Source organism: Okeania sp. KiyG1 (genome assembly GCF_014132355.1).
GTDB lineage: Bacteria > Cyanobacteriota > Cyanobacteriia > Cyanobacteriales > Microcoleaceae > Okeania.
Genome location: NZ_BLZO01000198.1, coordinates 64,480 through 88,011 on the forward strand (window position 1 = coordinate 64,480; position 23,532 = coordinate 88,011).

Here is a 23,532-nt window from a genome sequence, read left to right on the forward strand (position 1 = left end):
GTAACTTCAGTTGAAGAAGCAGAGGGAAAAAAATTGCTTACCAAAAATATCTCATTTCCAGATTAGTTTGATTTTTTTGACAATCATATTTGAGTAAATATTCACATGGATAAGTAAATTTTTGACTCTTGTGTGGCTAACTTTAATTAAAGTGACAGAGGGAAAAATTTTTGCTTACCAAAAGTAGCCTCTTTCCAGGTTAGTTTAATTTTTTTGAGAATCATATTTGAGTAAATACTCGTCAGCGATAGCCTACAAATTCTGGAGATTTTCTCCTTCTACCTAAACAACTTCAGTTGAAAAAGCAGAAGTCAAAAAGTTGCTGACCAGAAGTATTCTTTTTTTGAGATTTGTCTGATTTTTTTGAGAATCATATTCGAGTAAATATTAGTAAGCGATCGCCTCCAAAATTTTGAAGATTTTCGATTTTACCTCAGCAACTTTAATTAAAAAAGTAGAGATAAAAAAAGTGGCTTACCAAAAGTATCCTTTTTTGAGATTAGTTTGATTTTTTTGAGAATCATATTCCAGCAAATACTCGTGAGCGATCGCCTCCAAACTACGGAGATTTTCTACCTCTAATTTACCAATCTCAGTATCAGTAGATAACAGAATAACTTGATGACTAGCAGAAGGGAAATAACGTTCTACTAAATTCTGACGGTGAGATGAATCTAATCTACCTAAAGGTGTATCAATAGCGACGGGTAAATGTCTACCAGAAACCCTTGCCAAACCCCACAAAAACGAAATTGCTAAAAGCTGTTTTTCTCCAGCAGAAATGCGATGTTTAGGAACAATTTGCCCTTGATTATCGTAGAGAGAAAGAGCAAAATTATTAGTATCAATAGCCACACGATGTACCAAATCTGATTTATGCAAAAGATAGCGGAAACATTCAGTAACTTCCATCTCTAACTTATTCAATTTTTTCAAAGTTAACTTCTCCTTAAATAGCTGCAAAGTTTTCTTCACTTTGCCAGAAGATTCAATGATATTTTGAATATTGTGACGTTCGATAGTTTCATCAGTATAACTAAATAATTCCTTCTTAGTTTGAGTAATAGCATCGTCCATTTTTTTACGCTCGCGATCGCTATTTTCACAAGCTATCTGTATCCTAGCTAATTCAGTTTGTGCCTCCTCTAAAGCAGTTTCCAAAATTTCATAAGCTTCCGGAGATGCTGCACTTACCAACTGCTTTTCCAAAACATTAATTTCCACTTCAAAATCTTTGAGACGAGTTAAATTTTCCCGAGCATTTTTCCGACAATTTTCAATTTCATAGCGCAACAAATTTTCTAGTAAAGTTAACGCCTCCTCATCTGCCAATAACCAAGATTCATCACTTTGATTAATATCCTCTTCAATCATCAGATTTTCTTGATTAAGAAACGTTTGAATTTTACTAATTTTGCCAGCAGGAATAGACAACTCATTCAGGTAATTAACTAAACGTCGGTCTCTTTCCTGAAAAGCATCCAAAGCTATTTCTGCTTCATGGCGTAAAATCTCTACATCACCCTGAGAACTTGCTTGTTCCAAAAGAGGAGAAATTAAAGCTAGAGGTAAAGCTCCCGCAGCAAGTTCAATCATTTCCTGACGAGCATTCTCCATATCTAACTCTATATCTTTAAACTCTTGTTCTAACTGACTTCTCTCCGCAGCAATTTTTCCCCCTTCCGAAACAAATTTTCTCATGGCTTTTTGCTGTTTTTGTTGAGCCTTTTTTAACTGCTTTTGCAAATCTGCTAATTTTTCCGTAGCAACTTCCAAATCTGTCTTTTGTTGATGGAGTTTTTGTTCAATTTCTTCTAAATTTTTTAATTCTGTAGTTTTAGCAATTTGTTTCTTTTTCCGAGTCACCAAAATATCTAAATCTGTTGCCAGACGTTCAGCTAATTCCAGTCCTAATAATGATTGAATTGCATCTACAACCAAAGGTGGAGGAATTTCTAGTTCAGCCAACTCTTTTACCTGTTCTCCATCAAAGAGAAATAGATTAGAAATTCCCAAAGGTAAGAGATTTTCTATATATTCATCCCAGGCATTTGCTAAGTAGGAATCAGGCCATTCACCATCAAGAATTCCCAGACTATCTTTGCCATCTTTCGGATTTTTTTCCCAGGTACGAACTACGCGATATTCTACAAGTTGGTCATCTTGAATATGTTCAAAAGCTAATTCAATGCGAGTTTTTTCTGTAGGGGGAGTATTACGATTTACGCATTGAGAAAGAAAGTCGCCATAAGTTAAGTTTCCTCTAGTTGAACATTGGGCGCGATGACCATAAAGTGCGAGGCGAATAGCATCTAAAAGAGTAGTTTTTCCTCCTCCATTCATACCTCCAAATAAGATGATGGGACGGGGGCGATCGGTAAGGGTAGGGCGGAGGTTTATTGTTTGTTTACCGGAGTATGGTCCGAAATTTTGTAAGACGAGTTCTAGGAAAATCATTTTTTAGGGAATAGGGAATAGGGAATAGGGAATAGGGAGTAGGAGGAAAGGTAGTGGGTTAATGAAGTCAGAAGTTAGAAGTTATTTTTGTAACGGGGATTTGAGTTCCGCTCCAAAAATATTGCGCCTTAAAAGGCGGGGTTTTAGACCCATATTATTTTGATAATTAACTTGATTTTTTTATTCTTAGAATTTACCTTTTTCGGTAGGAGGTAAGTTTGACAAATAGAATTTTCTTGTCAACCAACGCACGATTTTTTGCCTTTGACTTAGACTGAGAAAAAGGGAGGTTTGCCACAGATGAGTTTGCCAGATAAATTTTCATAACTTTCTAGTCATTGTGGAATTTTTCCCAGTAGAAGGTAAGTCTGACCAATCCAATTTTCTTATAATTTTTGCCTTTGACTTAGACTGAGAAAAAGGGAGGTTTCCCACAGATGAGGTAAACAGAGAAATTTTCATAACTTTCTAGTCATTGTGGAATTTTTTCCGGTAGGAGGTAAGTCTGACCAATCCAATTTTCTTCTCAAGTAACAGATAATTTCTGCCTTTAACTTAAACTGGGAAAAACAGAGGTTTCCCACAGATGAGGTAAAGAGAGAAATTTTCATAATTTTCTAGTTATTGTGGAATTTTTCCCAGTAGGAGGTAAGTCTGACAAATCCAATTTTCTTGTAATTTTTGCCTTTGACTTAGACTGAGAAAAAGGGAGGTTTCCCACAGATGAGGTAAACAGAGAAATTTTCATAACTTTCTAGTCATTGTGGAATTTTTCCCAGTAGAAGGTAAGTCTGACAAATCCAATTTTCTTCTCAAGTAACAGATGATTTTTGCCCTTAACTTAGACTGGGAAAAACAGAGGTTTCCCACAGATGAGGTAAACAGAGAAATTTTCATAATTTTCTAGTCATTGTGGAACTTTTCCCAGTAGGAGGTAAGTCTGACCAATCCAATTTTCTTGCCAAGCAACGCCCGAATTTTTGTCTTTGACTGAGACTGAGAAAAACAGAGGTTTCCCAGGGATGAGATTTCCAGATAAATTTTCATAACTTTCTAGTCATTGTGGAACTTTTCCCAGTAGGAGGTAAGTCTGACCAATCCAATTTTCTTGTAATTTTTGCCCTTAACTTAGACTGGGAAAAACAGAGGTTTCCCACAGATGAGGTAAACAGAGAAATTTTCATAATTTTCTAGTCATTGTGGAACTTTTCCCAGTAGGAGGTAAGTCTGACCAATCCAATTTTCTTGCCAAGCAACGCCCGAATTTTTGTCTTTGACTGAGACTGAGAAAAACAGAGGTTTCCCAGGGATGAGATTTCCAGATAAATTTTCATAATTTTCTAGTTATTGTGGAATTTTTCCCAGTAGAAGGTAAGTCTGATAAATCCAATTTTCTTCTCAAGTAACAGATAATTTTTGCCTTTAACTTAGACTGGGAAAAACAGAGGTTTTCCACAGATGAGTTTTCCCGATAAAATTTACATAAACTGCCATTCATTGTGGAATTTTCCCAGGAGGTAAGTTTTACAAATCGAATTTTCTTGCCAAGCAACGCCCGAATTTTTGCCTTTGACTTAGACTGGGAAAAACAGAGGTTTCCCACAGATGAGGTAAAGAGAGAAATTTTCATAATTTTCTAGTCATTGTTGAACTTTTCCCAGTAGGAGGTAACTCTGACAAATCGAATTTTCTTGCCAAGCAACGCCCGAATTTTTGTCTTTGACTGAGACTGAGAAAAACAGAGGTTTCCCAGGGATGAGATTTCCAGAGAAATTTTCATAACTTTCTAGTCATTGTGGAATTTTTTCCGGTAGGAGGTAAGTCTGACAAATCCAATTTTCTTCTCAAGTAACAGATAATTTTTGCCCTTAACTTAGACTGGGAAAAACAGAGATTTCCCACAGATGAGGTAAACAGATAAATTTTCATAATTTTCTAGTTATTGTGGAATTTTTCCCAGTAGAAGGTAAGTCTGATAAATCCAATTTTCTTCTCAAGTAACAGATAATTTTTGCCTTTAACTTAGACTGGGAAAAACAGAGGTTTTCCACAGATGAGTTTTCCCGATAAAATTTACATAAACTGCCATTCATTGTGGAATTTTCCCAGTAGGAGGTAAGTTTTACAAATCGAATTTTCTTGCCAAGCAACGCCCGAATTTTTGCCTTTGACTTAGACTGGGAAAAACAGAGGTTTCCCACAGATGAGGTAAAGAGAGAAATTTTCATAATTTTCTAGTCATTGTTGAACTTTTCCCAGTAGGAGGTAACTCTGACAAATCGAATTTTCTTGCCAAGCAACGCCCGAATTTTTGTCTTTGACTGAGACTGAGAAAAACAGAAGTTTCCCAGGGATGATATTTCCAGAGAAATTTTCATAATTTTCTAGTCATTGTTGAACTTTTCCCAGTAGAAGGTAAGTCTGACAAATCCAATTTTCTTCTCAAGTAACAGATAATTTTTGCCCTTAACTTAGACTGGGAAAAACAGAGATTTCCCACAGATGAGGTAAACAGATAAATTTTCATAATTTTCTAGTTATTGTGGAATTTTTCCCAGTAGAAGGTAAGTCTGATAAATCCAATTTTCTTCTCAAGTAACAGATAATTTTTGCCTTTAACTTAGACTGGGAAAAACAGAGGTTTTCCACAGATGAGTTTTCCCGATAAAATTTACATAAACTGCCATTCATTGTGGAATTTTCCCAGTAGGAGGTAAGTTTTACAAATCGAATTTTCTTGCCAAGCAACGCCCGAATTTTTGCCTTTGACTTAGACTGGGAAAAACAGAGGTTTCCCACAGATGAGGTAAACAGAGAAATTTTCATAACTTTCTAGTCATTGTGGAATTTTTTCCAGTAGAAGGTAAGTCTGACAAATCCAATTTTCTTGTAATTTTTGCCTTTGACTTAGACTGAGAAAAACAGAAGTTTCCCAAAGATAAGGTAAAGAGAGAAATTTTCATAACTTTCTAGTCATTGTGGAATTTTTCCCGGTAGAAGGTAAGTCTGAGAAATATAATTTTCTTGCCAAGCAACGCCCGAATTTTTGCCTTTGATTTAGACTTGCCAAAATAGAGGTTTTCCACAGATGAGTTTTCCCGATAAAATTTACATAAGCTCCCATTCATTGTAATTTTCCCAGTAGGAGGTAAGTTTTACAAATCGAATTTTCTTGCCAAGCAACGCCCGAATTTTTGCCTTTGACTTAGACTGAGAAAAACAGAGGTTTCCCACAGATGAGGTAAACAGAGAAATTTTCATAACTTTCTAGTCATTGTGGAATTTTTCCCGGTAGAAGGTAAGTCTGACAAATCCAATTTTCTTCTCAAGTAACAGATAATTTTTGCCTTTAACTTAGACTGGGAAAAACAGAGGTTTTCCACAGATGAGTTTTCCCGATAAAATTTACATAAGCTCCCATTCATTGTAATTTTCCCAGTAGGAGGTAAGTTTTACAAATCGAATTTTCTTGCCAAGCAACGCCCGAATTTTTGCCTTTGACTTAGACTGAGAAGTTGTTAGTAATTTTTGCATTTTTCCCATAGTAGAAAAGATAAATTTTCCAGATAAAGTTTCATATTTTTATTTCTCCTCTACTCCTCTACTCCCCTACTCCCCTACTCCCCTACTCCCCTACTCCCTCACTCAATATCTGCCGAACTTTGACCAGAAAACTTCATGTTTGCCCAACTTAATTGTTTAATTTTATCTGAGACTTTTCCTTTCTCGACAGCTTCTTTGAGGTCTCTTTTATTATGAGCGTTTTGAATAGCTTCTTCCTTGGAACGAGAACTTGTTTCAAAACATTGTTCGAGACTTTCATAAATCTTATATCGGTGAGACTTAATATAATATTGCCGCTCTGTATCTAACAGTTTTGCCATAAGTTCAAGGTGCATTTCATCCCCATTACATATTTCTTCTAATACTGACCATTCATCACTACCTAAAAGACTGATTCCTGCACCAGGACGACAGTCTTTAAATTCCTCTCCTGTTACTTCTTCATATATACGAGGTAAACTATCATCAAACTCGTGTTTTTCCTCTAACCAAATGCGTCTAATTTCACTCAGTTCTTCCAGAGAAATGAGAGTAATATCTCGCATATTTTCTGGAGCAGTTTCACGAATTTGTGTTTGAGCTTCTAACAGTTTTCTCAGTAAAGTATCTCGCCATTCTTTTTTATATGGACCAGGAATTGGTTCTACAGAAACTTCACCATCTATATTCCGTTCAAATAGTTGAACTGTACCCCAAATTCGCCGAAAGTCTCTTTTATCTCTATCAGAAATATCTAGTTCCCGACGCAAATCTACAAGAGGTTGTAACCATTCTTTTTCTTCATCATTTTGAATCATTGCTGACATAGATTTATCACTATCTACTAAGGTGCAAACCCAGCATCCAAAACGAGAACTTCCACAACTAGGAGTAGAAGTATCAACTACTAACGGACATTCATTATCTTCCGTCGCACCTCGATACATTGCTAGTAAATCTTTATTACTATTTCCCCAAGGATTTTCCCACTGCATTAAATATAGCCAAACTTCATCAGTTCGCCAGTCTTCAATAGGAGAATAAATTAAAGAATTAAGTAAATTGGCATTAGGACTAAGGCGTTCCCGAACTCGTTTTTCTTCTAGTCTTTTCATTGTTCTAGCGCGGTTAAGACTTTCAGTTTTACGAGTACCTAAAACTAGGATAACTTCTCCATTAGTTCGTACAGCATTACGAATGAAAAGATTAGATGGTTCAATTTTTAAACGTCCCGTACACCATCTAAATTTCAGACGGGGTGCGGGATAACCTTTACCAATTAAACCTACCCAATATGTATATTGAATATCTGGTTGTAGAAGGTGAGTTTCTATTGGCATTTTCTGTTTTTGGGCAACTCTCTCAATGTTTTTTAGAGATTGTTTAACCCAAGCAGAAACATAAGGATTTTCTACTCGTGTATCAGTGGTAATGACATAGATTTTTTTTGTTCTTTTTTCTGCTGGCAAAGCAGCGATAGCATTCCATATAAGTTGCAAAACTGCTGTACTATCTTTTCCTCCAGAATATCCAACAATTAAGGGAATTTCATCAAGGCAATATAATTCTTGAATTTCTATAGTTAGCTTTTCTATATCTTTGATTAGTTCAGCGGTTGTCCGCTCTGGAAAAAGAGATTTTTGTATTCCTACCATTTTTCAATACTCCTAAAATTTTTTAATTTATTCTGTATTTTTATGTTTATGAGATAAATACATTTTGGCGATGCCATTGTAAAGCTTCTATTCTGGGGAAAGATTCTTTTTCATTTGGCAACCAAAGCTGATTACTATTAAATTCCTTCATTGGTTTAGAATTTGGTGATTATTCTAAGAAATTATTGGAAACGATGATTTTATAATCATCAGTTATGGTAAATAAACCTTTATCGAATGCCCAATGATGATTTTTACACAGTGATATGCCGTTATTTATTCTATTGTCATAAAATTTGGCAAATGGTTTGATATGCGCTCCATCTACAATGTTTTGCTTGATTGACATGGTGACTTTCATTCCACAAAAAGCACATTTATAGTTATAGGTATGTACAACTGCTTTACGAAAGATACCATCTCTAACTACAGATTTTCTGAGATATGATTTAGGTTGTTTTTTCTCTTGGTTTAATAAATTAATTGAGCTTTCTTCCTCATCATCCTCTTTTTGGAATCTTTCATTAATTGCTAGAAGTTCTTTAATATCTTTTGATTGGCTGAAAACCAAGTTGCAATTAGTACATCTATTAATTCTTTTCTATAATTTTTGTCTTGCAATAGTTCAAAAAGTTCTGGGTCTAAACTGGCATACTCAACTACTTCTTTCAACTTTTTAACGGAACTTGGTTGCTTTAAAGAATTATTTTTAGATTCAATATGCCAAAATCCTTCGCTCTGTAGATAGAAAAAAGGAAGGTGTAAATTATCTTTACCTTGATAAGTACCAGAAGATAAAATATCCCAATGTTTATTAAAGGTATCAATTAATTGCTCTGAAGCAGCTATCTGATTATTTTCAATGAAACCTTGTGCAATTAAATCAATTACAGACAAAATTAAAATGGGCTTATATTCTGCATTCGGACCTAGTCTTTTACTTGTCTTAAGTTCGGTAAAACGTTGACAGTAGTATGCTAAATTTTTTTCCCTATGTAATTCTTGATTTTCACTCATTTATAGCACTAGCTAAAACATCTGTATTTTCACTATTTATTTCTGATAAACCAGTAGATTGAGTAAATAGGTAGGCAAAATTAAATCTAAAATAACTATCAAAGTTAAATTTACCATAACTATTCTAATTCCTCCTTTTTTAACTAGCTATCAGCTATTAGCTATCAGCCTAAAAATTTGTACATAGACTTCTATAAGTTGTTTAATTTGATGAGGGGTTTAAATCCCCTTCTAAAAAACTGATTGCTGAACTGCTATTTGCGGAGCATTCCGTCAGGAAACGCTTTTTAAATTGCAAAATTAAGTTGATTAGTTTCTCAGTTATACCTGCTACTTTCATTAATTGATAATGAATAATGGATAATTACTTCTGGTTAAAACCGTTACGAAATTGAATATAAGCAAATTTGATTTCTTCTCTTGGTCGATTGGATATGGTTAGGAAACCCATCAACCCCACCCAACGGGTGCGCTCCTAAGATCGACCGCTTTTTTATCCTTTAAAGGAGAGGCTTTAAACCTAGATTCGATTAATTATCAATTATCCATTTTAATCTTATACTTATACAAAATAAATAAGTTTTTAATCCCTTTTTTTGCAGAAATAAATAAACTGTATATTAGATACTATTTCTATTTTCAGTAAGGATGTATTCGTCAACTAAAATAGCTGATCTTCAAATTTATTAAGTAGTAAGTTTTAAGAAAAATACTAATAAATTATTCATTTTTCTCTAAACACTATGCTCTGTGAAAACTGGCTTTTAATAGCTGAATGGCTATTATTTTGATGGTATAGCACTACGCATTAAGATTAGGACAGCTAAGAAACTTCAAAATATTACAGTTAAAATTTTTGACTCTAGCTGATAGCTGAATGTTGTTTGCGGAGCATGACAAACGGAAATGCTTATAGCTATCAAAAGACATCAATATTCATGCCTCATGTTCCATCGGTTAGTATTGACATAATAAATAGTATATGATACAAAAATTACTATACAATTAACAATTATACTGACTCAAAAGTTTTTAAAAACGTTTGTTGACAAAAATTTATATATGTAGTGATTTTCAAAAAAATTAAAAATATTTCCTAACATCAGCGATGAAAAGACCAATAAACCCACCTCAGAAATAGCAAAAGAAATTTTAGAAAATGATAATCGAGAAAGAGAAGCGATCGCCATCCTTTTAGACAAACATATAGGCAAAGATGACAGACTTTTAGTACAAAAAACCATGATGGGAAAAACCGAAGCTTATATAGGTTCCGTCACTCTAGAATGGTTAGATAGTCGTGTACGTTTTGCCTCTCAATTACCATTATTTCGGCAAAAATTTGATGTAGAAACAGATAATGTAATTCGTGACGCAGAAACAATAGATGAAATTCAACAACGACCTTTAGATTGGTCTCGTCAAGCTCCATTAACCCTATATTTAGCAACAAGAAAAGCACATAAATTTCCAGCAGTATTAGTAGTAATTAGTCCTAGTTGGGTAGATAATCCCAAAGCAGAAGAATGGAATAAAAATGGTGAAGCAAATAAATCTGCTACTGATTTTTTACCCCTAGATTCAACCGGAAAAGTAGGATTATTAGACCTACGTTTAGAAGTAGCAGTATTTGCCCTAGACGGTCAACATCGACTCATGGGAATTCAAGGATTAATGGAATTAATCAAAACAGGTAGGTTGCCTAGATATAACAAACAAAAAAAACCAGTAGGTGCAGCTATTAACATTGATGATTTAGCGGAAACCCATCATATTGAATTGCCAGAATTACAAAAATTAGCTTACGAACAAATAGGTATAGAATTTATTCCCGCAGTAGTAAAAGGAGAAAGTAGAGCACAAGCACGACGGAGAGTTAGGTCAGTTTTTGCTCATGTAAATTTGACTGCCGTAAAATTAAGTAAAGGGCAGTTGGCATTATTAAATGAGGACGATGGGTTTGCTATTGTGGCTAGAAAAGCAGCAATTTATCATCCTTTATTAAAAGAGAAAGATGATAGAAACCCACGGGTGAATTGGGATAGTGCAACTGTGGCAACTAAGTCTACTGTTTTAACAACTCTTCAGGCAATTCAAGAAATGTCTGAAAGATATTTAAAACCTCGTTATCCTCATTGGAAACCTTCAGATAGAGGTTTAATTCCCATGCGTCCTGAAGAAGAAGAATTAGAAGAGGGGCTAGAGGAATTTATGTTGTTTTGGAATTATTTATCTAATTTACCTAGTTATTCAAGATTAGAAAATGGTGCCGAAACTCCAGAATTGAGAAGATTTAGTTTTGAGATAAAACCAGGAGAAGGTCATGTTTTATTTCGCCCCGTTGGACAAATTGCTTTTGCTGAAGCTCTAGGAATTTTAATATACAAAAAAGGATTTTCTCTCGAGGAGGTTTTTCAGAAATTAAATAAGTATGATGTGGATGGTGGTTTGAGTGGAATAGAATTTTCTGACTCTATTTGGTATGGGGTTTTATATGATTTTAATCGGAAGCGAATGTCGGTAGCTGGGAGAGATTTAGCGATGAGATTGTTTATCTATATATTAGGTGGAATTTCTGACAAAATGGAACGAGCAGAAATTCGTCGGGAGTTGGCAGAAGCAAGGAGAGTTGGGGATAATCAAGCTGTAGATTTTCAAGGTAAGTTTGTGGAATTAAAAAAGGTAGGGTTGCCGAAAATTTTGTCCTAGAGTGTTAGAAAAAAAGGCAAGGTCATTTCAGTTATCAGTTATCAGTTATCAGTTATCAGTACCTCTGCAATAAGGAGGCTTGAAATAAGGAATATTCTATTTTTTTCTCCCCTTAAAAGGATAGGTTTTAGACCACAATTTTTCGTTGAGGAAGAGTTGATTGATGTTTTGAATTTTTTCAAATTCTTTAGACTAGCTTTAATGCAATGAGCTACAAAAATTTATCTGCAATGCAATGAAAGCTGTTTTATACCAAGGGTGAAAAAAGAATGCTTTTGTGAAGTGAAACTTCAATTATTAAGTAATTAACACAAGCGCAATGACATTTTTGATAATTAGTACACCAGGAGCGTATTAATAATTCTTATGTTTACCGAAAAATTCAGGTATAAAGCCTCTCCATTTATGGAGAAAAAAGAAAAAAATCCTTTGATCCAATCCTCTTATTTATAAGAAGAGTTCATTAATTGATAATTGATAATTACCTCTAGTTAAAACCGTTACGGAATTGAATATAAGGAAATATCCTAGCACTTTTTTCCCCTTAAAAGAGGAGGCTTTAAACCAGAATTATTTAATTATTAATTATTCGGTAACTAGACAGTGCAAAGTTCTTGGAATAACTATTGCTAGCTAAGGCTTTCAGCGATCTAAAGGTTAAAAACTCTTTATTCACAGCTGTAAGTACTGTAAGCCTTTTCCAGTAATACTTTCAGTATTCAAAGCAAATAGTTTTTTGGCAGAACTTTGTACTCTCCAGTTCGGTAATTCTAAATTCTAAATTCTAAATTCTAAATTCTAAATTCTAAATTCTAAATTCTAAATTCTTGAATTCTCCCCCACTCCCCTACTCAAGAATCAGTAATACTACGCTACAGAATATTATTTTCAACCATTACTAAATAAATATTTTTCTAAATACTCCCAATGTTGATGTCCGTATTCTTCTCGTAGTAAATCTTTTACATCAGCATTAATAACTAATTCTCCATCTTGATTATCTTGGAATAGTAGTCCATGAGCAAGCACCTCTTGTAGATTGGTGAGAGTATCTATTAAATTGGCGATCGAATAATGTTCTTCTACCCATTCAACAGGACTAGGTATTTCAGAATTAACATTGATTGGATTATTAGTATTAACTTCCATAATTTAATATCAGTAAAAACCCTGAATTTTAATCAATTGTTCAATCTTAATATATCATCTGATTATTTATGTTGTAATTTCAGTGAAGCTAGTTAAGGTGTTCGCCATGAAAATTTTTATGTGTTTTGCGGTCTAGATCGATTGAATAGTATGACCTATTGTTGATCTACGGATGTTTAAGAAAATAATAGGAGCTATATTAGGAGAAGTGAGGATTAAGGAAAAGAAAAAAGTAAACTACCTTTTTTACCTATGGATCGATGCCTAACTTCTAGTCCATGAGATAGTACAAATGTCGCAAATAAGGAAGAATAAAAAAGTAAAAAATAATAGACATCTCCAGAAAAGAGGGAGTAGGCAGTAGGCAGTAGGGACGTTGCATGCAACGTCCCTACAGAGGAATAATTGATAATTTATGTGTGAGAATTGATTTGATTTTGGATTTTTGGAGATGTCTAATAGAGATAAGTCACTTTTAGCATTCTTTTTTATCGTTGATACAATACTAAATCGAATTTAGCTTGTAATTTTTATAAAAAGTCGAAGTTTTTGCTTAAACTAGGATTTGAGTATTTAAATAACTGGATTCTGATTTGTGCTATCTAAAGTAGTAATAGGTTAAACAACATAATTAAGATGGCTATAAACAAATTTTATGGATAGTATTTTTATTCAAATAGTTGCCTATCGCGATTTAGAATTAGTCCCAACAGTAGAAGAAGCGATCGCTCATGCCACTCATCCTGAACGCCTCACTTTTGGCATTTGTTGGCAGTATGGTACGGATGAGGAAAAGGACTATATCAGCAAACTTAAAGGTATTAAAGATTGTCGTATTATTGCAGTGCCTGCTTCTGAAGCTCGTGGCGTAGGTTGGGCGAGGTCTTTGGTACAAAAGTTGTGGCAAAAGGAACGTTATACTCTACAAATTGATGCCCACATGAGATTTTTGCCTGGCTGGGACATAGAATTGATTAAAATGCTGGAAATGTGTCCCAGTGAAAAACCTCTTTTGAGTACTTATCCTCCTGCTTACAGACCCCCCAGGGAATTGGTTGGGGATACGCCAAGTCGGTTAGAGGCAAAGGGGTTTGGAGATCCTGGTATTTTAAGTTTAAGAGCTATAGGCGATTTGAGTAAATGTAGTATTCCACAATTAGGAACTTTTGTTGCTGCTGGATTTATTTTTGCAGATGGGTTAATTATTGAGGAAGTACCCTACGACCCGGAGATTTATTTTACTGGGGAAGAGGTGTTATTTGCTGCGAAAGCTTGGACAAGGGGATGGGATATTTATCATCCTAATCTTAGTGTTTGTTGGCATTTTTATAATACTGGTAAAAAGCGGGTTGTACATTGGGAAGATCATCAAGATTGGTGGGTGCAAAATAAGATATCTGAATCTCGTTTCCGTCAGATTTTAGGTATGGAAACTGCCACGGAAGATTTTGGAATTTATGGGTTAGGAAATGTCAGAAGTTTGGCAGATTATGAGGCGTTAGCTGGTGTGAGTTTTAAGGAACGTTGGTTTATTCGTTTTATGTAAGCATTTAGCTGTCAGCTATTAGCTATCAGCTATTAATTTTGGAGAAGATAAAAGTAACCTTTGAAATTGAGAAAGAATAAAAAATTACTAGCAAAGTCTCCTTTCTAAACCTGAGAAGTAATTATTCATTACTCATTGCTGATAGCTGACTGCTAATAGCTGTTTGCGCAGCATTCCGGAGGAAATGCTTACCGTTTTATTTAGGGAAGTTAAAAGTTAAAAGTTAAAAGTTAAAAGTTAAAAGTTAAAAGTTAAAAGTCATCAGGAAGTTAGCCAAATACAAGCGTGGGAATTTTTCTCTTTCTTGAAAATCGGAAAGTTCTCTGAATTTATGAATCAGGAAAAATTTAAAGTCCACACTCAAAAGTAATTAATTTTCAAGCTAATAAATCATCTACTTCAACACTAAAACCTATTAAAACTTTTTGAGTAGTAACAACTTGACCAGAAGTAAACATTAAACCTTGATTTTCAGTAACTATTATTATCCATTTACTTTCAGGAAAAACTAACCAAATTCTTCACCACCAGACTCTAAATATTCCTGAGCTTTTAAAAAGACATTTTCAGCTAAATCTGTAGGGGAAATAATCTCTGCACTTAAAGGAAAACTTTGAGGCAAAGTAGGATAATTTCCATATTCTGAAACTAACTCAGGAGTTAGATAAGCAATATCAGGCGATCGCCCTTGTTTATTAGTACGGCAAGGTACATCTGTATAAACTTCTCCACCTTGTTTGCTGGAATTTTTATAGTTATCCCAATAACGACCGAGCTTAAATTGAATTTTTCCATGTCTTAATGTTATGCCGTTTTTTTCTATTAATTTGCCGTCTACCCATTCCATTTTTTCAGGAGGGTTTTTTGTGAAGTCTTCTAAGGAAATATTTTGATTGATGAGAGTAGAATTTATCATAGTTTAAGAAGGAAGAAGGAAGAAGTAAAGTAAGGATATAGCTGAGAAGCTCTGTCAATTTTTTTGAGGGAATGAAAAAGTCAGGAGCAAAAATATGATATTGTATTGATAGTAGAGTTTAGCATCAATACCCAAATCAAATTATCAAATTATTGTGCTATTTTTCGTCTGTTTCCTGCTCCTGATTATAAGCACTCTTAATCATATCTCCAATTGATACACTTGAATCCTCTATTTTTGAAACATTTACATTGTACTTAGCTGGTTGAGTTTTATTTTTTTGAAAAGGCAGTATTAGAAGCTCTGCAATTTTTTTAGAAAAAGTACCTATATCTAGAATGATAATTAACAATATAGCTAATTTTACGAAAAAAGCCGTAAATTCACCGGACAAAGGAATCATTTCCAAGATTTGTGGAAGAGTAAAAAACAATATCAAGAAGGTGACAAAATTCATAATTCTAGAAATTTCATCCCTCTCTCCTTTATATGTTCTTGGAATAAGTTCAACTTTACTAATATCTTGAATTGAGCAAAACAATTTTGGTACTTCCTTTTCCTCAGTTCGTCTTCCCGACAAAAATCGAAATCCTACTTTACTTTTCGGTAAAATTTCTCTTATCAAATACCTTTTTTTTGCTTCATCTTGCTTACTATCCTTTATCTCAATTTCCTCTATACCCATTAAATTATCATTTAAAGGTGGCTCGAAAAATTGCTCTAAAATTCCAACGCTTGTAGAAAAAAGTTCAAAAGTAATTTCTTGATTTTTAATGACTTTTCGACCAGTATTTTCAATATCGCAAGAGATGACATACAAATCTGCAATCTTCTTATCATCTTCACCATAAAGGATACTAATATTTTTCTGACCTATATCTTTTTTGAACTCTAAAATACTCAATATATTTATTGTATAGGAAAGCTCCATAGTTTGGTCTTGACGTTGCTTGTTTGATGAGAAGTAATTAAATAACGCTACTGAAAAACCAGAGATAATAGCAATAGCAACCTTTTGCCAGAAATCATTATTCTCTAATAGTGTTTGAATTATTTTCGGATATTCATTTAAGTTATCCATCTGATAATCTCCTTATTTTTTTAAATAATAATGAGGTGCATCTCATATTTGCAAAAATACTTTTTTCTTATTCCCTATTCCCTGTTCCCTGTTCCCTGTTCCCTGTTCCCTAAAAGCGATAAATTTTTGGCTTTATTCTTGCATTGAGATGCACCTTAACAATGATTAATTTTATACCAATTTGTTAAAGATATGGAGGAGTTTTATCCCCCCAAACCCCCCTTGGAAAGGGGGGCTAAGAATTCAGGTTTATGTCATTTCAGTTAACTGTTAACTGATTATCCACTGTCTAGTTCCGAAATATTCACAAGAATGAGCAGCAATATTAACAGCATTTGCCAATGCTTCTGTAAATTCTCCATGAAAAATATAGTGACAAAATGCTCCATGAAAAATATCACCTGCACCTAAAGTATCAACAGCATTAATTTTCGGAACTTCCACATTACCAAGCTTACCTTGACTCAAATACTTGATAGGTTTTTCTCCTTGAGTAATAGCAATATGTGGAATATTTTGATTTGCTAAGTAGGTAAAAACTTCCTCTTGACTCTCACAATTAGGAGGATAAAAATTAGCAGAACAAATAGCATAATCAACAAAAGGTAAAATTTCCTCAAATCCTGGTTTCCAACTACCACCATCTATAACAATAGGAATGTTTTTTGACTTAGCAAGTTGAGCAACTTCTAAACTCGCTGCCATTTGATGACCGTCGATTAAAACAATATCAATATTATGAATAATATCTGGGGAAATAAATTCTTTTGAGATTTGAGACTTAGTAGCATTGATAGAAATTACAGCGCGATCGCCTGTATTTTGAGTAGTAATAATTGATGAAACTGGTGGTGGTTCGTCACGATTTTTATCTAAGTCTTGTATTGTGACATTATGCTTTTCTAAATCAGCCCTAATTAGGTGAGTTATTGGATGATTTCCTAACCCACAGAGAAGAGTTGTTTGATTATCAAAATAGCTAAATGTTACGGCAGCATTTGTGGCAGGTCCCCCTGCTGTAATAGTATAATCGGCAGCAACAACTTTTTTATTTTTCTCAGGATAAGTTGCTGTGAGATAAACTAAATCTAAGGTTATTAATCCGACAAATAATCCGGTTTTAGTCATAATTTTATTCTGGTTTACCAATTTCAAAAAATATATTTATATCCAAAAGTAAAGTAAGTATTGTATTAGGAACAATAAATCCAAGTATTTCTAAATATCAATGCTTAGAGGTTGTCTGAAAAGTCCCATTTGCTACATCCAAGCCCCCGCGCATCCCCCTATTTTGGGGGACTAGAGCAAGCAAATTGACTCTTGTTCCCCCCAAATTTGGGGGGCTAGGGGGGCAAAATTCAGTATCAAAAAACTTTCTGACTTCTGACTTTGTTAAACACGCCTTCTTTGATTTAAATTTAAAACCAAGTTCCGATAACTATATAATAGATTTATTTATCGAAAAATCGAAAATTGGTGTATCTAAAAATTAGTATAAATGAATAAACTAACAGTAAATTTTTGCTGTCCGACAATGCCATCTCATCTTAAATTACGACCCTATCAAGAACAAGCTATTAATAATTGGTTTACAAATCGAGGTAGGGGAATTTTGAAAATGGCAACAGGTAGTGGAAAAACAATAACTGCCTTAGCGATCGCTACTCAACTTTATCAAAAAATTGCTTTACAAGCATTAATTGTGATTTGTCCTTATCGTCATTTAGTAACTCAATGGGCAAGAGAATGTGAAAAGTTTAATCTTCAAACCATTCTGGCTTTTGAGAATGTACATACTTGGCAAAATCAACTTTCTACTACACTTTATAATATTCATTCTGGCTATGAAAAATTTATTACTGTTATTACTACAAACTCTACTTTTATTTCAGATAGTCTCCAATCTCAGATTAAATATTTTCCTGAAAAAACTCTGATTATTGGGGATGAAGCACATCATTTAGGTTCGCCCAAGTTAGAGAAGAGTTTACCAAAAAATATTGGTTTAAGACTTGCTTTGTCTGCCACGCCAGAAAGATATTTTGATGACCAAGGAACTACGGCAATTTTAGATTATTTTGGTGAAGTATTACAGCCTGAATTAACTTTGGCTGATGCCATTAGACAAGGTGCTTTAGCTCGTTATCTTTATTATCCAATTTTAGTGGAATTGACTGAAGCAGAAAGTCGAGCTTATGCAAAATTAACTTCCAAAATTGGTTGGGCATTATTATTATCAGAAAAAGAAAATGTAGAAATAGAAAAAGAAGATTTAACAGCTTTATTAATGCAGCGTTCCCGTTTAGTAGCTTCAGCAACAAATAAATTAATAGCATTAAAAGCATTAATGGCAAAACGTTTACAAACCAGTCATACTTTATTTTATTGTGGGGATAGTTCCGTAGAAACTGAAGATATTTCAAACTTAAGACAAATGGAAGCAGTGGTAAGAATATTAGGTTATGAATTAGGTTATCGAGTTAATACTTATACTGCTGAGACTCCAATTAAAAAAAGAGAGAAATTAAGACAACAATTTGAAAGTGGAGAATTGCAAGGTTTAGTAGCAATTAGATGTTTAGATGAAGGGGTAGATATACCAGCAATTAAAAATGCAGTTATTTTGGCAAGTAGTCAAAATCCACGACAATTTATTCAGAGAAGAGGGAGAATTTTACGACCTCATCCAAGTAAGGAAAGGGCAACTTTATTTGATATGATTGTTTTGCCTCCAGATATGGGTAGAAGTACCTTGGAAGTAGAAAGAAATTTACTGAGAAAGGAGTTAAAAAGGTTTTTAGAATTTGCAGATTTAGCAGACAATGCTGGAGAAGCTAGAGTGAAATTACTAAGCATTCAAAAAAGGTATGGATTATTAGATATTTGATATTTGATTAAGGCAAGAAGTAAGAGAGAAAAAGAAGTATTTTTGGGCTTTTATTTTTTCACAGTTTACTGAGTAGAACTTGGAGAGTACCAAGCATTATGAAAGTCTGGGTAGCTCATGTGTTGAGCGCAGTGCCAAACAATATCATTTGCAGCTACATATCGTATTAAGTCATAATTATAAACTTCGCTTTGTACAGACTTTTTTTCTTGCATATAAAAATTTTGTTGTACATATTCTTTGAGATTAGCAACCATCACCTTTAATTGTTTTACTTCACTAATTTCTGTGAGTGCAAGAGCAACTTGAGTGGGAATTTCTGGATTTTCAATTACGACAATAAAATTAATAGCCTCTTCAAGTATTTGGGGAATTAAAAATGCTCCTAGTTTTGTTAAAGCATATAGCCAAGTTGAACGAAATTGTGCATCTTTGCTCTGTTTTATCCGCTCTAAAAATTTCTTAAGTGTATCAATATCATTGTTGGCAATCGCATATTTTATGTTTCTAAAAAAAATGTGTTCACTAGATTCTAATGTTAATTTTTCTTGGTCTTCCAAAAAATCCTTAAATTTTTCATATTGTTGCATTTGTATTTCGTTAAAAAATAGGTCAGATTCAAAATCATCATCATCGTTATCATCAAGCATTTCAGGCTCAAAATAAAATGTATTTGTGTTAATTTCATTTAGTATGCTATCTGCTAACTCAATTACATATTGCTCATTAGAGTTATTTCGCAGTGTTATTAATGAGTTTAAAATATTTTTATCTGTCAAAATAATATCATTAATAACTGAGATAGTGCATAATATGGAATCTTTTTCCATGTTTCTACAGTGCTGTTCTAATGGCATAATAACTAGACTTCTTAGCAATTCCACATAGGTAAATTTTTGAGGATTTAAAATACTATACTTTTTAGCAAAATCAAGCAATAGAAAAACTTTTATTTCTTCCATTTCATCAGCATATAAATACAAACATATTATATCATTAATTATTTCTGAACTTATGTCTCTTTTCTCCAATATTTTTAATGCTTGATCGATAACTAGATGCTCTTCTTCCGGATATATCAGCTTAATTAAAATTGCATCATTTATTCTATTATCAACTTTTAGCTTTTCTAATAAATTTAAAATATTAAAAACAACCAAAATTTTTGCTTTGTATTCAACCATAGCAAGACTGATAATTTCTAAAAATTCATCATCATTCTCAAAGTCAATTACACCAAAATAACTTAGCTTATCAAGATGGTTACTTGTGAGAAACCGAATGTTATAGTCTTCACTAAAAAGAAAAAACAATAGCTTTCTTAAAACGTCTTCACTAATAATTTCTTTATTGATACTTTGATTATCTAATAATACTCTAATAATAGAAATACATTTATTTTCATCTTCGTTAGATAAAAATAGTTCAACTAATATACTTGTAGCTTGGGGATGAAATTTATCATATTTTAGTATAATTTCAGCAGCTTCTAATGCAATAGAATAATCAGAGTCTAAAAAATCAGCTACTTTATCTAGTACAGCCTCTTTATTTGGAGATATTTCAAACAATATTTTAGTTATTTCAAAGCGTTTATCCTGGTAGTTTTCAGAATTAAGGTAATAGTTTAAGAGATTTGAAGATAGGCTAGGGAAGACTTTCAAAATATTTAAAAATAAATCATCAAAACAATATGGTATCAACCACTTAAGTCCACCTTGATAATAAATGTTAGTTATAATAGAAAAAATTGATTTTTCTATTATTTCTTTACATTGATAATAATTTCCTAATCTGTATAATGCTGCCACGATAAAAGGAAAAATTTGAAAACCATAAAACTCTAAACACTTATCTGACTCAAAATAATCAAAAATGTTGAGAAATTTTTCTCTATCTCTTGTTGAACATTTACCACTTTCCATCCACATCAAAGCTACTTCTTGCCAGTATGAATCAAAAATTCGGTAGGTTGAGTTTGACACATTTCCAGGAATATGGTTAAACAAAAACTCCCAGTTAGGAATGACAAGACTAGCAAAATATTCTTGAAAAGTAGGATGGAAAAACCTATAAGCTTTATCTGTCTTAACTTCTTCATCTACTAAAACTAATAAATCTAAATCTAAAGCCAAATTAAACAATTTATCATCCTGAATTTCTTTGTAAATTAAACTCTCAGACAACCGAAACCTTTCCAAACTATCTAAACCAGCTAAAGCTACCCTACCCAAAGCTTGATGAAGTTGATTTTTTAAATTATGCCTAACATTCCAATCAATATCTATTTTTTCAGGCTTCCACTCATAAAAATACCGGATAAACTGTTGATAAAGTCCTGCTTTTGTTTCTGGAAATTCTGCATTTTTGTCAAAATAAAAAATCTGACACAACAACGATAACCTCAGAGGATTTCTCACCAAATCATAAATCCTTTCATGGCGCGACTCTTTTAACTTTTGCTCCAACTTTTTACCCAGTTTTTAATTCTCAGCTTTAACAAACCACTGATGAATAAAATCATCGACTTGCTCAAATTTAAACTCCAAAGTTTTGTAAGTTTCAAAACCACTAAGAGGATTATTAAAATTAACATCCCAAACATTTGTGCGACAAGTTAAAACTACTCGCGCTGCATTTAAGAAACCAGTAAGTTGTTGTTGAATATTTCTCAGAGTTTTCCCTGCCGAACTTTCCCCTATTTCATCCACACCATCAAGCAACAACCACACCTCATTCTTTTGTAATAATTTTGTTAAAAGTTTCTCCAAAGTTGCTGAGTCAATATCTAAATCTATGAAAAACATCGCATTTGGCAACCACTTTTTCAGAATGTACTCTTCCAGTGTTTTTCCCTGCAAATCTCCCAATGGGATACATATATATAGATGGTTTGTGTTTTTCAGGTAGGTAGCAATTTTATCTAACCAAGTCGTCTTACCCGATCCTGCTTCTCCAACAATAGCAGTAAATTTATTTTTCTTCCCTTGAATAACATCCAACAAAAATTCATCATATTCGTAAGTGCGGGTAATAACCTCTTTCTCCCTGAACTTTTCCATCCCATTATTCTCACTGTGACGTTGTTGTAATTTGCGTTCAACTAACCCCAATTTCACAAATACTTCAACTTCACATCCTATTTGAGTTGCTTTACGTCTGAGTTGTTGAGTTGTTTGCTGCTTTTCCAGCATTTTTGCACATACTTCACGCCAATTAATTTTTATTTCAGTGGGGGTAGAAGGTGAGTTTTCTGGTTTTTTTCTATATTTTTTCAGGAGTTTATGAAAGTCTAATTTTTCTCCATCAGCATCTTCTCCTAACTCAAATTTCTCTCGAATAGCTAAAGAGATTTCTTTTCCTTTTTTTAATGCTTGTCGGAGAGAACCTTCAGCATATCCTGATTTTTTGGCAGCTTCAGCGTGAGTTAAACCACTTAACTTTCCTAAGAGTGCAGCTTTTGAACTTGGTGCTAAATCTTTCTTTTTTTTATGTTGTTTTTCTACAAGAATTTCTGCCAAGTCTCTGAATAATTCGTCAATATTCCAATTCTCGTAAACTTCTGAAAATTCTTCTTCAAATGTCATTTACTTAAACTATTTTGATAAATCTACAAATCTAATTTTATCAATATTTATCATAGCACTTGTAAGCATTCAGCTATTAGCATTTCCTGCGGAATTATCCGCAAACAGCCATCAGATGCATGAACATATTCAAGCAATAAATGAGGTTAGGTTATAGCCAATTTCATTAATGAATTTTAATCCTCCTTGGCGGATAATTCCCCTCCAGTATGATAATGAATTAATAACAAATAGCTGATAGCTGATGGCTGACTGCTGAATGCTTACTAGCACTCACAAAATACTCACAGTTTTACTCACACTTACTCACACACTGTAAGTAGATTTTATCTAATCTTCTAGATAAGCTGTAAATAGTTAACAAAAAGGAGAAAAAATTATGACTGCTTATCAACTCAGCCTTTTCCCTAACACTGAATATATCTCTAGTAAATCTAATAATTTAGATGACTTATCTTCTGCTTATCGTAATTTTAAAAGTGGCGAAGTTATCAACGAATTAGAAATGAAAGTCATAGACATTTTGGAAATTGTTTTAGGAAATAATTTCCGTTATTGCCCCCAAATCACTCTCAAGAGTATTTGTCCTAACGCTGGCTGGATACCAAAAAATATTTGGGAAATCTGGATTAATTCCAAAGTAGATATTGCTGTAATAGAACGAGGTTTAAAAACAAATCGTCAAGCAAAATTAGTAATAGAATGTCAGTCATTTTGCCATAAACTCCCAGAAGTAAAAGAAAGCGACTACCACAAATATCAAATTTTATATACTGTAAATATTCCGTTAATTTATGTAGAGCAAGTTCCAGAAGATGAGCGTTTTTATCGGTTTTATACACCCAATGAAACAACCCAAATATTTTATAACTTAATCACCCAAGATAATAGACAGCAACTCAAAACATTTCTAGAACAAAACATTGTTCAAAAATAATCAAATTCATGGCAGTTTTAAAGTTATAAAGTTAGCTAAAATTTAGGT

At 33.3% G+C, this 23,532-nt stretch carries 19 protein-coding genes; 4 read left to right on the forward strand and 15 right to left on the reverse strand.

The window, feature by feature from the left end; translation table 11 throughout:
- Window positions 1–474 precede the first annotated feature (474 nt).
- The 9 genes from dndD to SAGCYANO_RS47185 all read right to left on the reverse strand — a co-directional run bounded on the left by dndD (window position 475) and on the right by SAGCYANO_RS47185 (window position 8,672).
- On the reverse strand, window positions 475–2,457 hold the full coding sequence (gene dndD, locus SAGCYANO_RS43355; protein ID WP_202225651.1) for a DNA sulfur modification protein DndD: 1,983 nt from the start codon (window positions 2,455–2,457) through the stop codon (window positions 475–477).
- Between the two features lie 1,330 nt (window positions 2,458–3,787).
- On the reverse strand, window positions 3,788–4,087 hold the full coding sequence (locus SAGCYANO_RS43395) for a hypothetical protein (protein WP_202225658.1): 300 nt from the start codon (window positions 4,085–4,087) through the stop codon (window positions 3,788–3,790).
- 295 nt (window positions 4,088–4,382) lie between these two features.
- Window positions 4,383–4,685 carry a hypothetical protein gene (locus SAGCYANO_RS43410; protein ID WP_202225661.1) on the reverse strand — a complete coding sequence of 101 codons (303 nt, stop codon included), beginning with the start codon at window positions 4,683–4,685 and terminating at the stop codon, window positions 4,383–4,385.
- A 295-nt stretch (window positions 4,686–4,980) separates the two neighbouring features.
- Complete coding sequence (locus SAGCYANO_RS43425; RefSeq protein WP_202225661.1) at window positions 4,981–5,283, reverse strand: hypothetical protein; 303 nt, start codon at window positions 5,281–5,283, stop codon at window positions 4,981–4,983.
- 133 nt (window positions 5,284–5,416) lie between these two features.
- Complete coding sequence (locus SAGCYANO_RS43435) at window positions 5,417–5,581, reverse strand: hypothetical protein (RefSeq protein WP_202225665.1); 165 nt, start codon at window positions 5,579–5,581, stop codon at window positions 5,417–5,419.
- A 281-nt stretch (window positions 5,582–5,862) separates the two neighbouring features.
- Complete coding sequence (locus SAGCYANO_RS48770) at window positions 5,863–5,991, reverse strand: hypothetical protein (protein WP_255502920.1); 129 nt, start codon at window positions 5,989–5,991, stop codon at window positions 5,863–5,865.
- Between the two features lie 107 nt (window positions 5,992–6,098).
- A complete protein-coding gene (dndC, locus tag SAGCYANO_RS43445; protein ID WP_202225667.1) occupies window positions 6,099–7,655 on the reverse strand; it encodes a DNA phosphorothioation system sulfurtransferase DndC in 1,557 nt (518 codons plus the stop codon).
- Between the two features lie 169 nt (window positions 7,656–7,824).
- Complete coding sequence (locus SAGCYANO_RS47180) at window positions 7,825–8,226, reverse strand: HNH endonuclease (RefSeq protein WP_237397286.1); 402 nt, start codon at window positions 8,224–8,226, stop codon at window positions 7,825–7,827.
- Window positions 8,187–8,672 carry a hypothetical protein gene (locus SAGCYANO_RS47185; RefSeq protein WP_237397287.1) on the reverse strand — a complete coding sequence of 162 codons (486 nt, stop codon included), beginning with the start codon at window positions 8,670–8,672 and terminating at the stop codon, window positions 8,187–8,189. The genes SAGCYANO_RS47180 and SAGCYANO_RS47185 overlap by 40 nt, the downstream gene beginning before the upstream one ends.
- Before the next feature lie 1,242 nt (window positions 8,673–9,914).
- Here SAGCYANO_RS47185 and SAGCYANO_RS43455 point away from each other — a divergent pair.
- Window positions 9,915–11,381: a DGQHR domain-containing protein gene (locus SAGCYANO_RS43455; RefSeq protein WP_237397288.1), complete on the forward strand. Its 1,467-nt coding sequence runs from the start codon at window positions 9,915–9,917 to the stop codon at window positions 11,379–11,381.
- Between the two features lie 888 nt (window positions 11,382–12,269).
- Here the strand turns inward: SAGCYANO_RS43455 and SAGCYANO_RS43460 are convergent.
- Window positions 12,270–12,530: a hypothetical protein gene (locus SAGCYANO_RS43460; RefSeq protein ID WP_202225668.1), complete on the reverse strand. Its 261-nt coding sequence runs from the start codon at window positions 12,528–12,530 to the stop codon at window positions 12,270–12,272.
- Window positions 12,531–13,185: 655 nt separating this feature from the next.
- Between SAGCYANO_RS43460 and SAGCYANO_RS43465 the strand changes: the two genes are divergently transcribed.
- A complete protein-coding gene (locus SAGCYANO_RS43465; protein ID WP_202225669.1) occupies window positions 13,186–14,076 on the forward strand; it encodes a GlcNAc-transferase family protein in 891 nt (296 codons plus the stop codon).
- 508 nt (window positions 14,077–14,584) lie between these two features.
- On the opposite strand, the gene SAGCYANO_RS43470 is transcribed toward SAGCYANO_RS43465, so the two are convergent.
- From SAGCYANO_RS43470 to SAGCYANO_RS43480, 3 genes are all read right to left on the reverse strand, one after another.
- Window positions 14,585–14,992 (reverse strand): Uma2 family endonuclease, encoded by a 408-nt coding sequence (locus SAGCYANO_RS43470; protein ID WP_375340113.1) that lies wholly within the window; start codon window positions 14,990–14,992, stop codon window positions 14,585–14,587.
- A gap of 157 nt (window positions 14,993–15,149) precedes the next feature.
- A complete protein-coding gene (locus SAGCYANO_RS43475; protein ID WP_202225670.1) occupies window positions 15,150–16,073 on the reverse strand; it encodes a hypothetical protein in 924 nt (307 codons plus the stop codon).
- 270 nt (window positions 16,074–16,343) lie between these two features.
- The gene (locus SAGCYANO_RS43480) at window positions 16,344–17,201 is read right to left on the reverse strand and encodes a sugar kinase (protein ID WP_202225671.1); all 858 of its coding nucleotides are present in this window, start codon (window positions 17,199–17,201) and stop codon (window positions 16,344–16,346) included.
- Window positions 17,202–17,571: 370 nt separating this feature from the next.
- Between SAGCYANO_RS43480 and SAGCYANO_RS43485 the strand changes: the two genes are divergently transcribed.
- Window positions 17,572–18,960 (forward strand): DNA phosphorothioation system restriction enzyme, encoded by a 1,389-nt coding sequence (locus SAGCYANO_RS43485; RefSeq protein ID WP_202225672.1) that lies wholly within the window; start codon window positions 17,572–17,574, stop codon window positions 18,958–18,960.
- Window positions 18,961–19,025: 65 nt separating this feature from the next.
- Here the strand turns inward: SAGCYANO_RS43485 and SAGCYANO_RS43490 are convergent, their stop codons facing one another.
- On the reverse strand, window positions 19,026–21,428 hold the full coding sequence (locus tag SAGCYANO_RS43490; protein WP_202225673.1) for a hypothetical protein: 2,403 nt from the start codon (window positions 21,426–21,428) through the stop codon (window positions 19,026–19,028).
- Between the two features lie 15 nt (window positions 21,429–21,443).
- Window positions 21,444–22,547 carry an NACHT domain-containing NTPase gene (locus SAGCYANO_RS43495; RefSeq protein WP_202225674.1) on the reverse strand — a complete coding sequence of 368 codons (1,104 nt, stop codon included), beginning with the start codon at window positions 22,545–22,547 and terminating at the stop codon, window positions 21,444–21,446.
- Between the two features lie 379 nt (window positions 22,548–22,926).
- On the opposite strand from SAGCYANO_RS43495, the gene SAGCYANO_RS43500 reads away from it, so the two are divergent.
- Window positions 22,927–23,484, forward strand: coding sequence for a hypothetical protein (locus SAGCYANO_RS43500; protein ID WP_202225675.1), 558 nt, complete (start codon window positions 22,927–22,929; stop codon window positions 23,482–23,484).
- Window positions 23,485–23,532 lie beyond the last annotated feature (48 nt).

Coding starts and splice junctions, on each gene's coding strand:
- dndC (WP_202225667.1), bottom strand. CDS start 7,655: ATGGTAGGAATACAAAAATCTCTTTTTCCAGAGCGGACAACCGCTGAA.
- SAGCYANO_RS48770 (WP_255502920.1), bottom strand. CDS start 5,991: ATGCAAAAATTACTAACAACTTCTCAGTCTAAGTCAAAGGCAAAAATT.
- SAGCYANO_RS43500 (WP_202225675.1), top strand. CDS start 22,927: ATGACTGCTTATCAACTCAGCCTTTTCCCTAACACTGAATATATCTCT.
- SAGCYANO_RS43470 (WP_375340113.1), bottom strand. CDS start 14,992: ATGATAAATTCTACTCTCATCAATCAAAATATTTCCTTAGAAGACTTC.
- SAGCYANO_RS43480 (WP_202225671.1), bottom strand. CDS start 17,201: ATGACTAAAACCGGATTATTTGTCGGATTAATAACCTTAGATTTAGTT.
- SAGCYANO_RS43465 (WP_202225669.1), top strand. CDS start 13,186: ATGGATAGTATTTTTATTCAAATAGTTGCCTATCGCGATTTAGAATTA.
- SAGCYANO_RS43475 (WP_202225670.1), bottom strand. CDS start 16,073: ATGGATAACTTAAATGAATATCCGAAAATAATTCAAACACTATTAGAG.
- SAGCYANO_RS43435 (WP_202225665.1), bottom strand. CDS start 5,581: ATGGGAGCTTATGTAAATTTTATCGGGAAAACTCATCTGTGGAAAACC.
- SAGCYANO_RS43410 (WP_202225661.1), bottom strand. CDS start 4,685: ATGAAAATTTCTCTCTTTACCTCATCTGTGGGAAACCTCTGTTTTTCC.
- SAGCYANO_RS43495 (WP_202225674.1), bottom strand. CDS start 22,547: ATGACATTTGAAGAAGAATTTTCAGAAGTTTACGAGAATTGGAATATT.
- dndD (WP_202225651.1), bottom strand. CDS start 2,457: ATGATTTTCCTAGAACTCGTCTTACAAAATTTCGGACCATACTCCGGT.
- SAGCYANO_RS47185 (WP_237397287.1), bottom strand. CDS start 8,672: ATGAGTGAAAATCAAGAATTACATAGGGAAAAAAATTTAGCATACTAC.
- SAGCYANO_RS43485 (WP_202225672.1), top strand. CDS start 17,572: ATGAATAAACTAACAGTAAATTTTTGCTGTCCGACAATGCCATCTCAT.
- SAGCYANO_RS43460 (WP_202225668.1), bottom strand. CDS start 12,530: ATGGAAGTTAATACTAATAATCCAATCAATGTTAATTCTGAAATACCT.
- SAGCYANO_RS43425 (WP_202225661.1), bottom strand. CDS start 5,283: ATGAAAATTTCTCTGTTTACCTCATCTGTGGGAAACCTCTGTTTTTCC.
- SAGCYANO_RS43395 (WP_202225658.1), bottom strand. CDS start 4,087: ATGAAAATTTCTCTCTTTACCTCATCTGTGGGAAACCTCTGTTTTTCC.
- SAGCYANO_RS43455 (WP_237397288.1), top strand. CDS start 9,915: ATGATGGGAAAAACCGAAGCTTATATAGGTTCCGTCACTCTAGAATGG.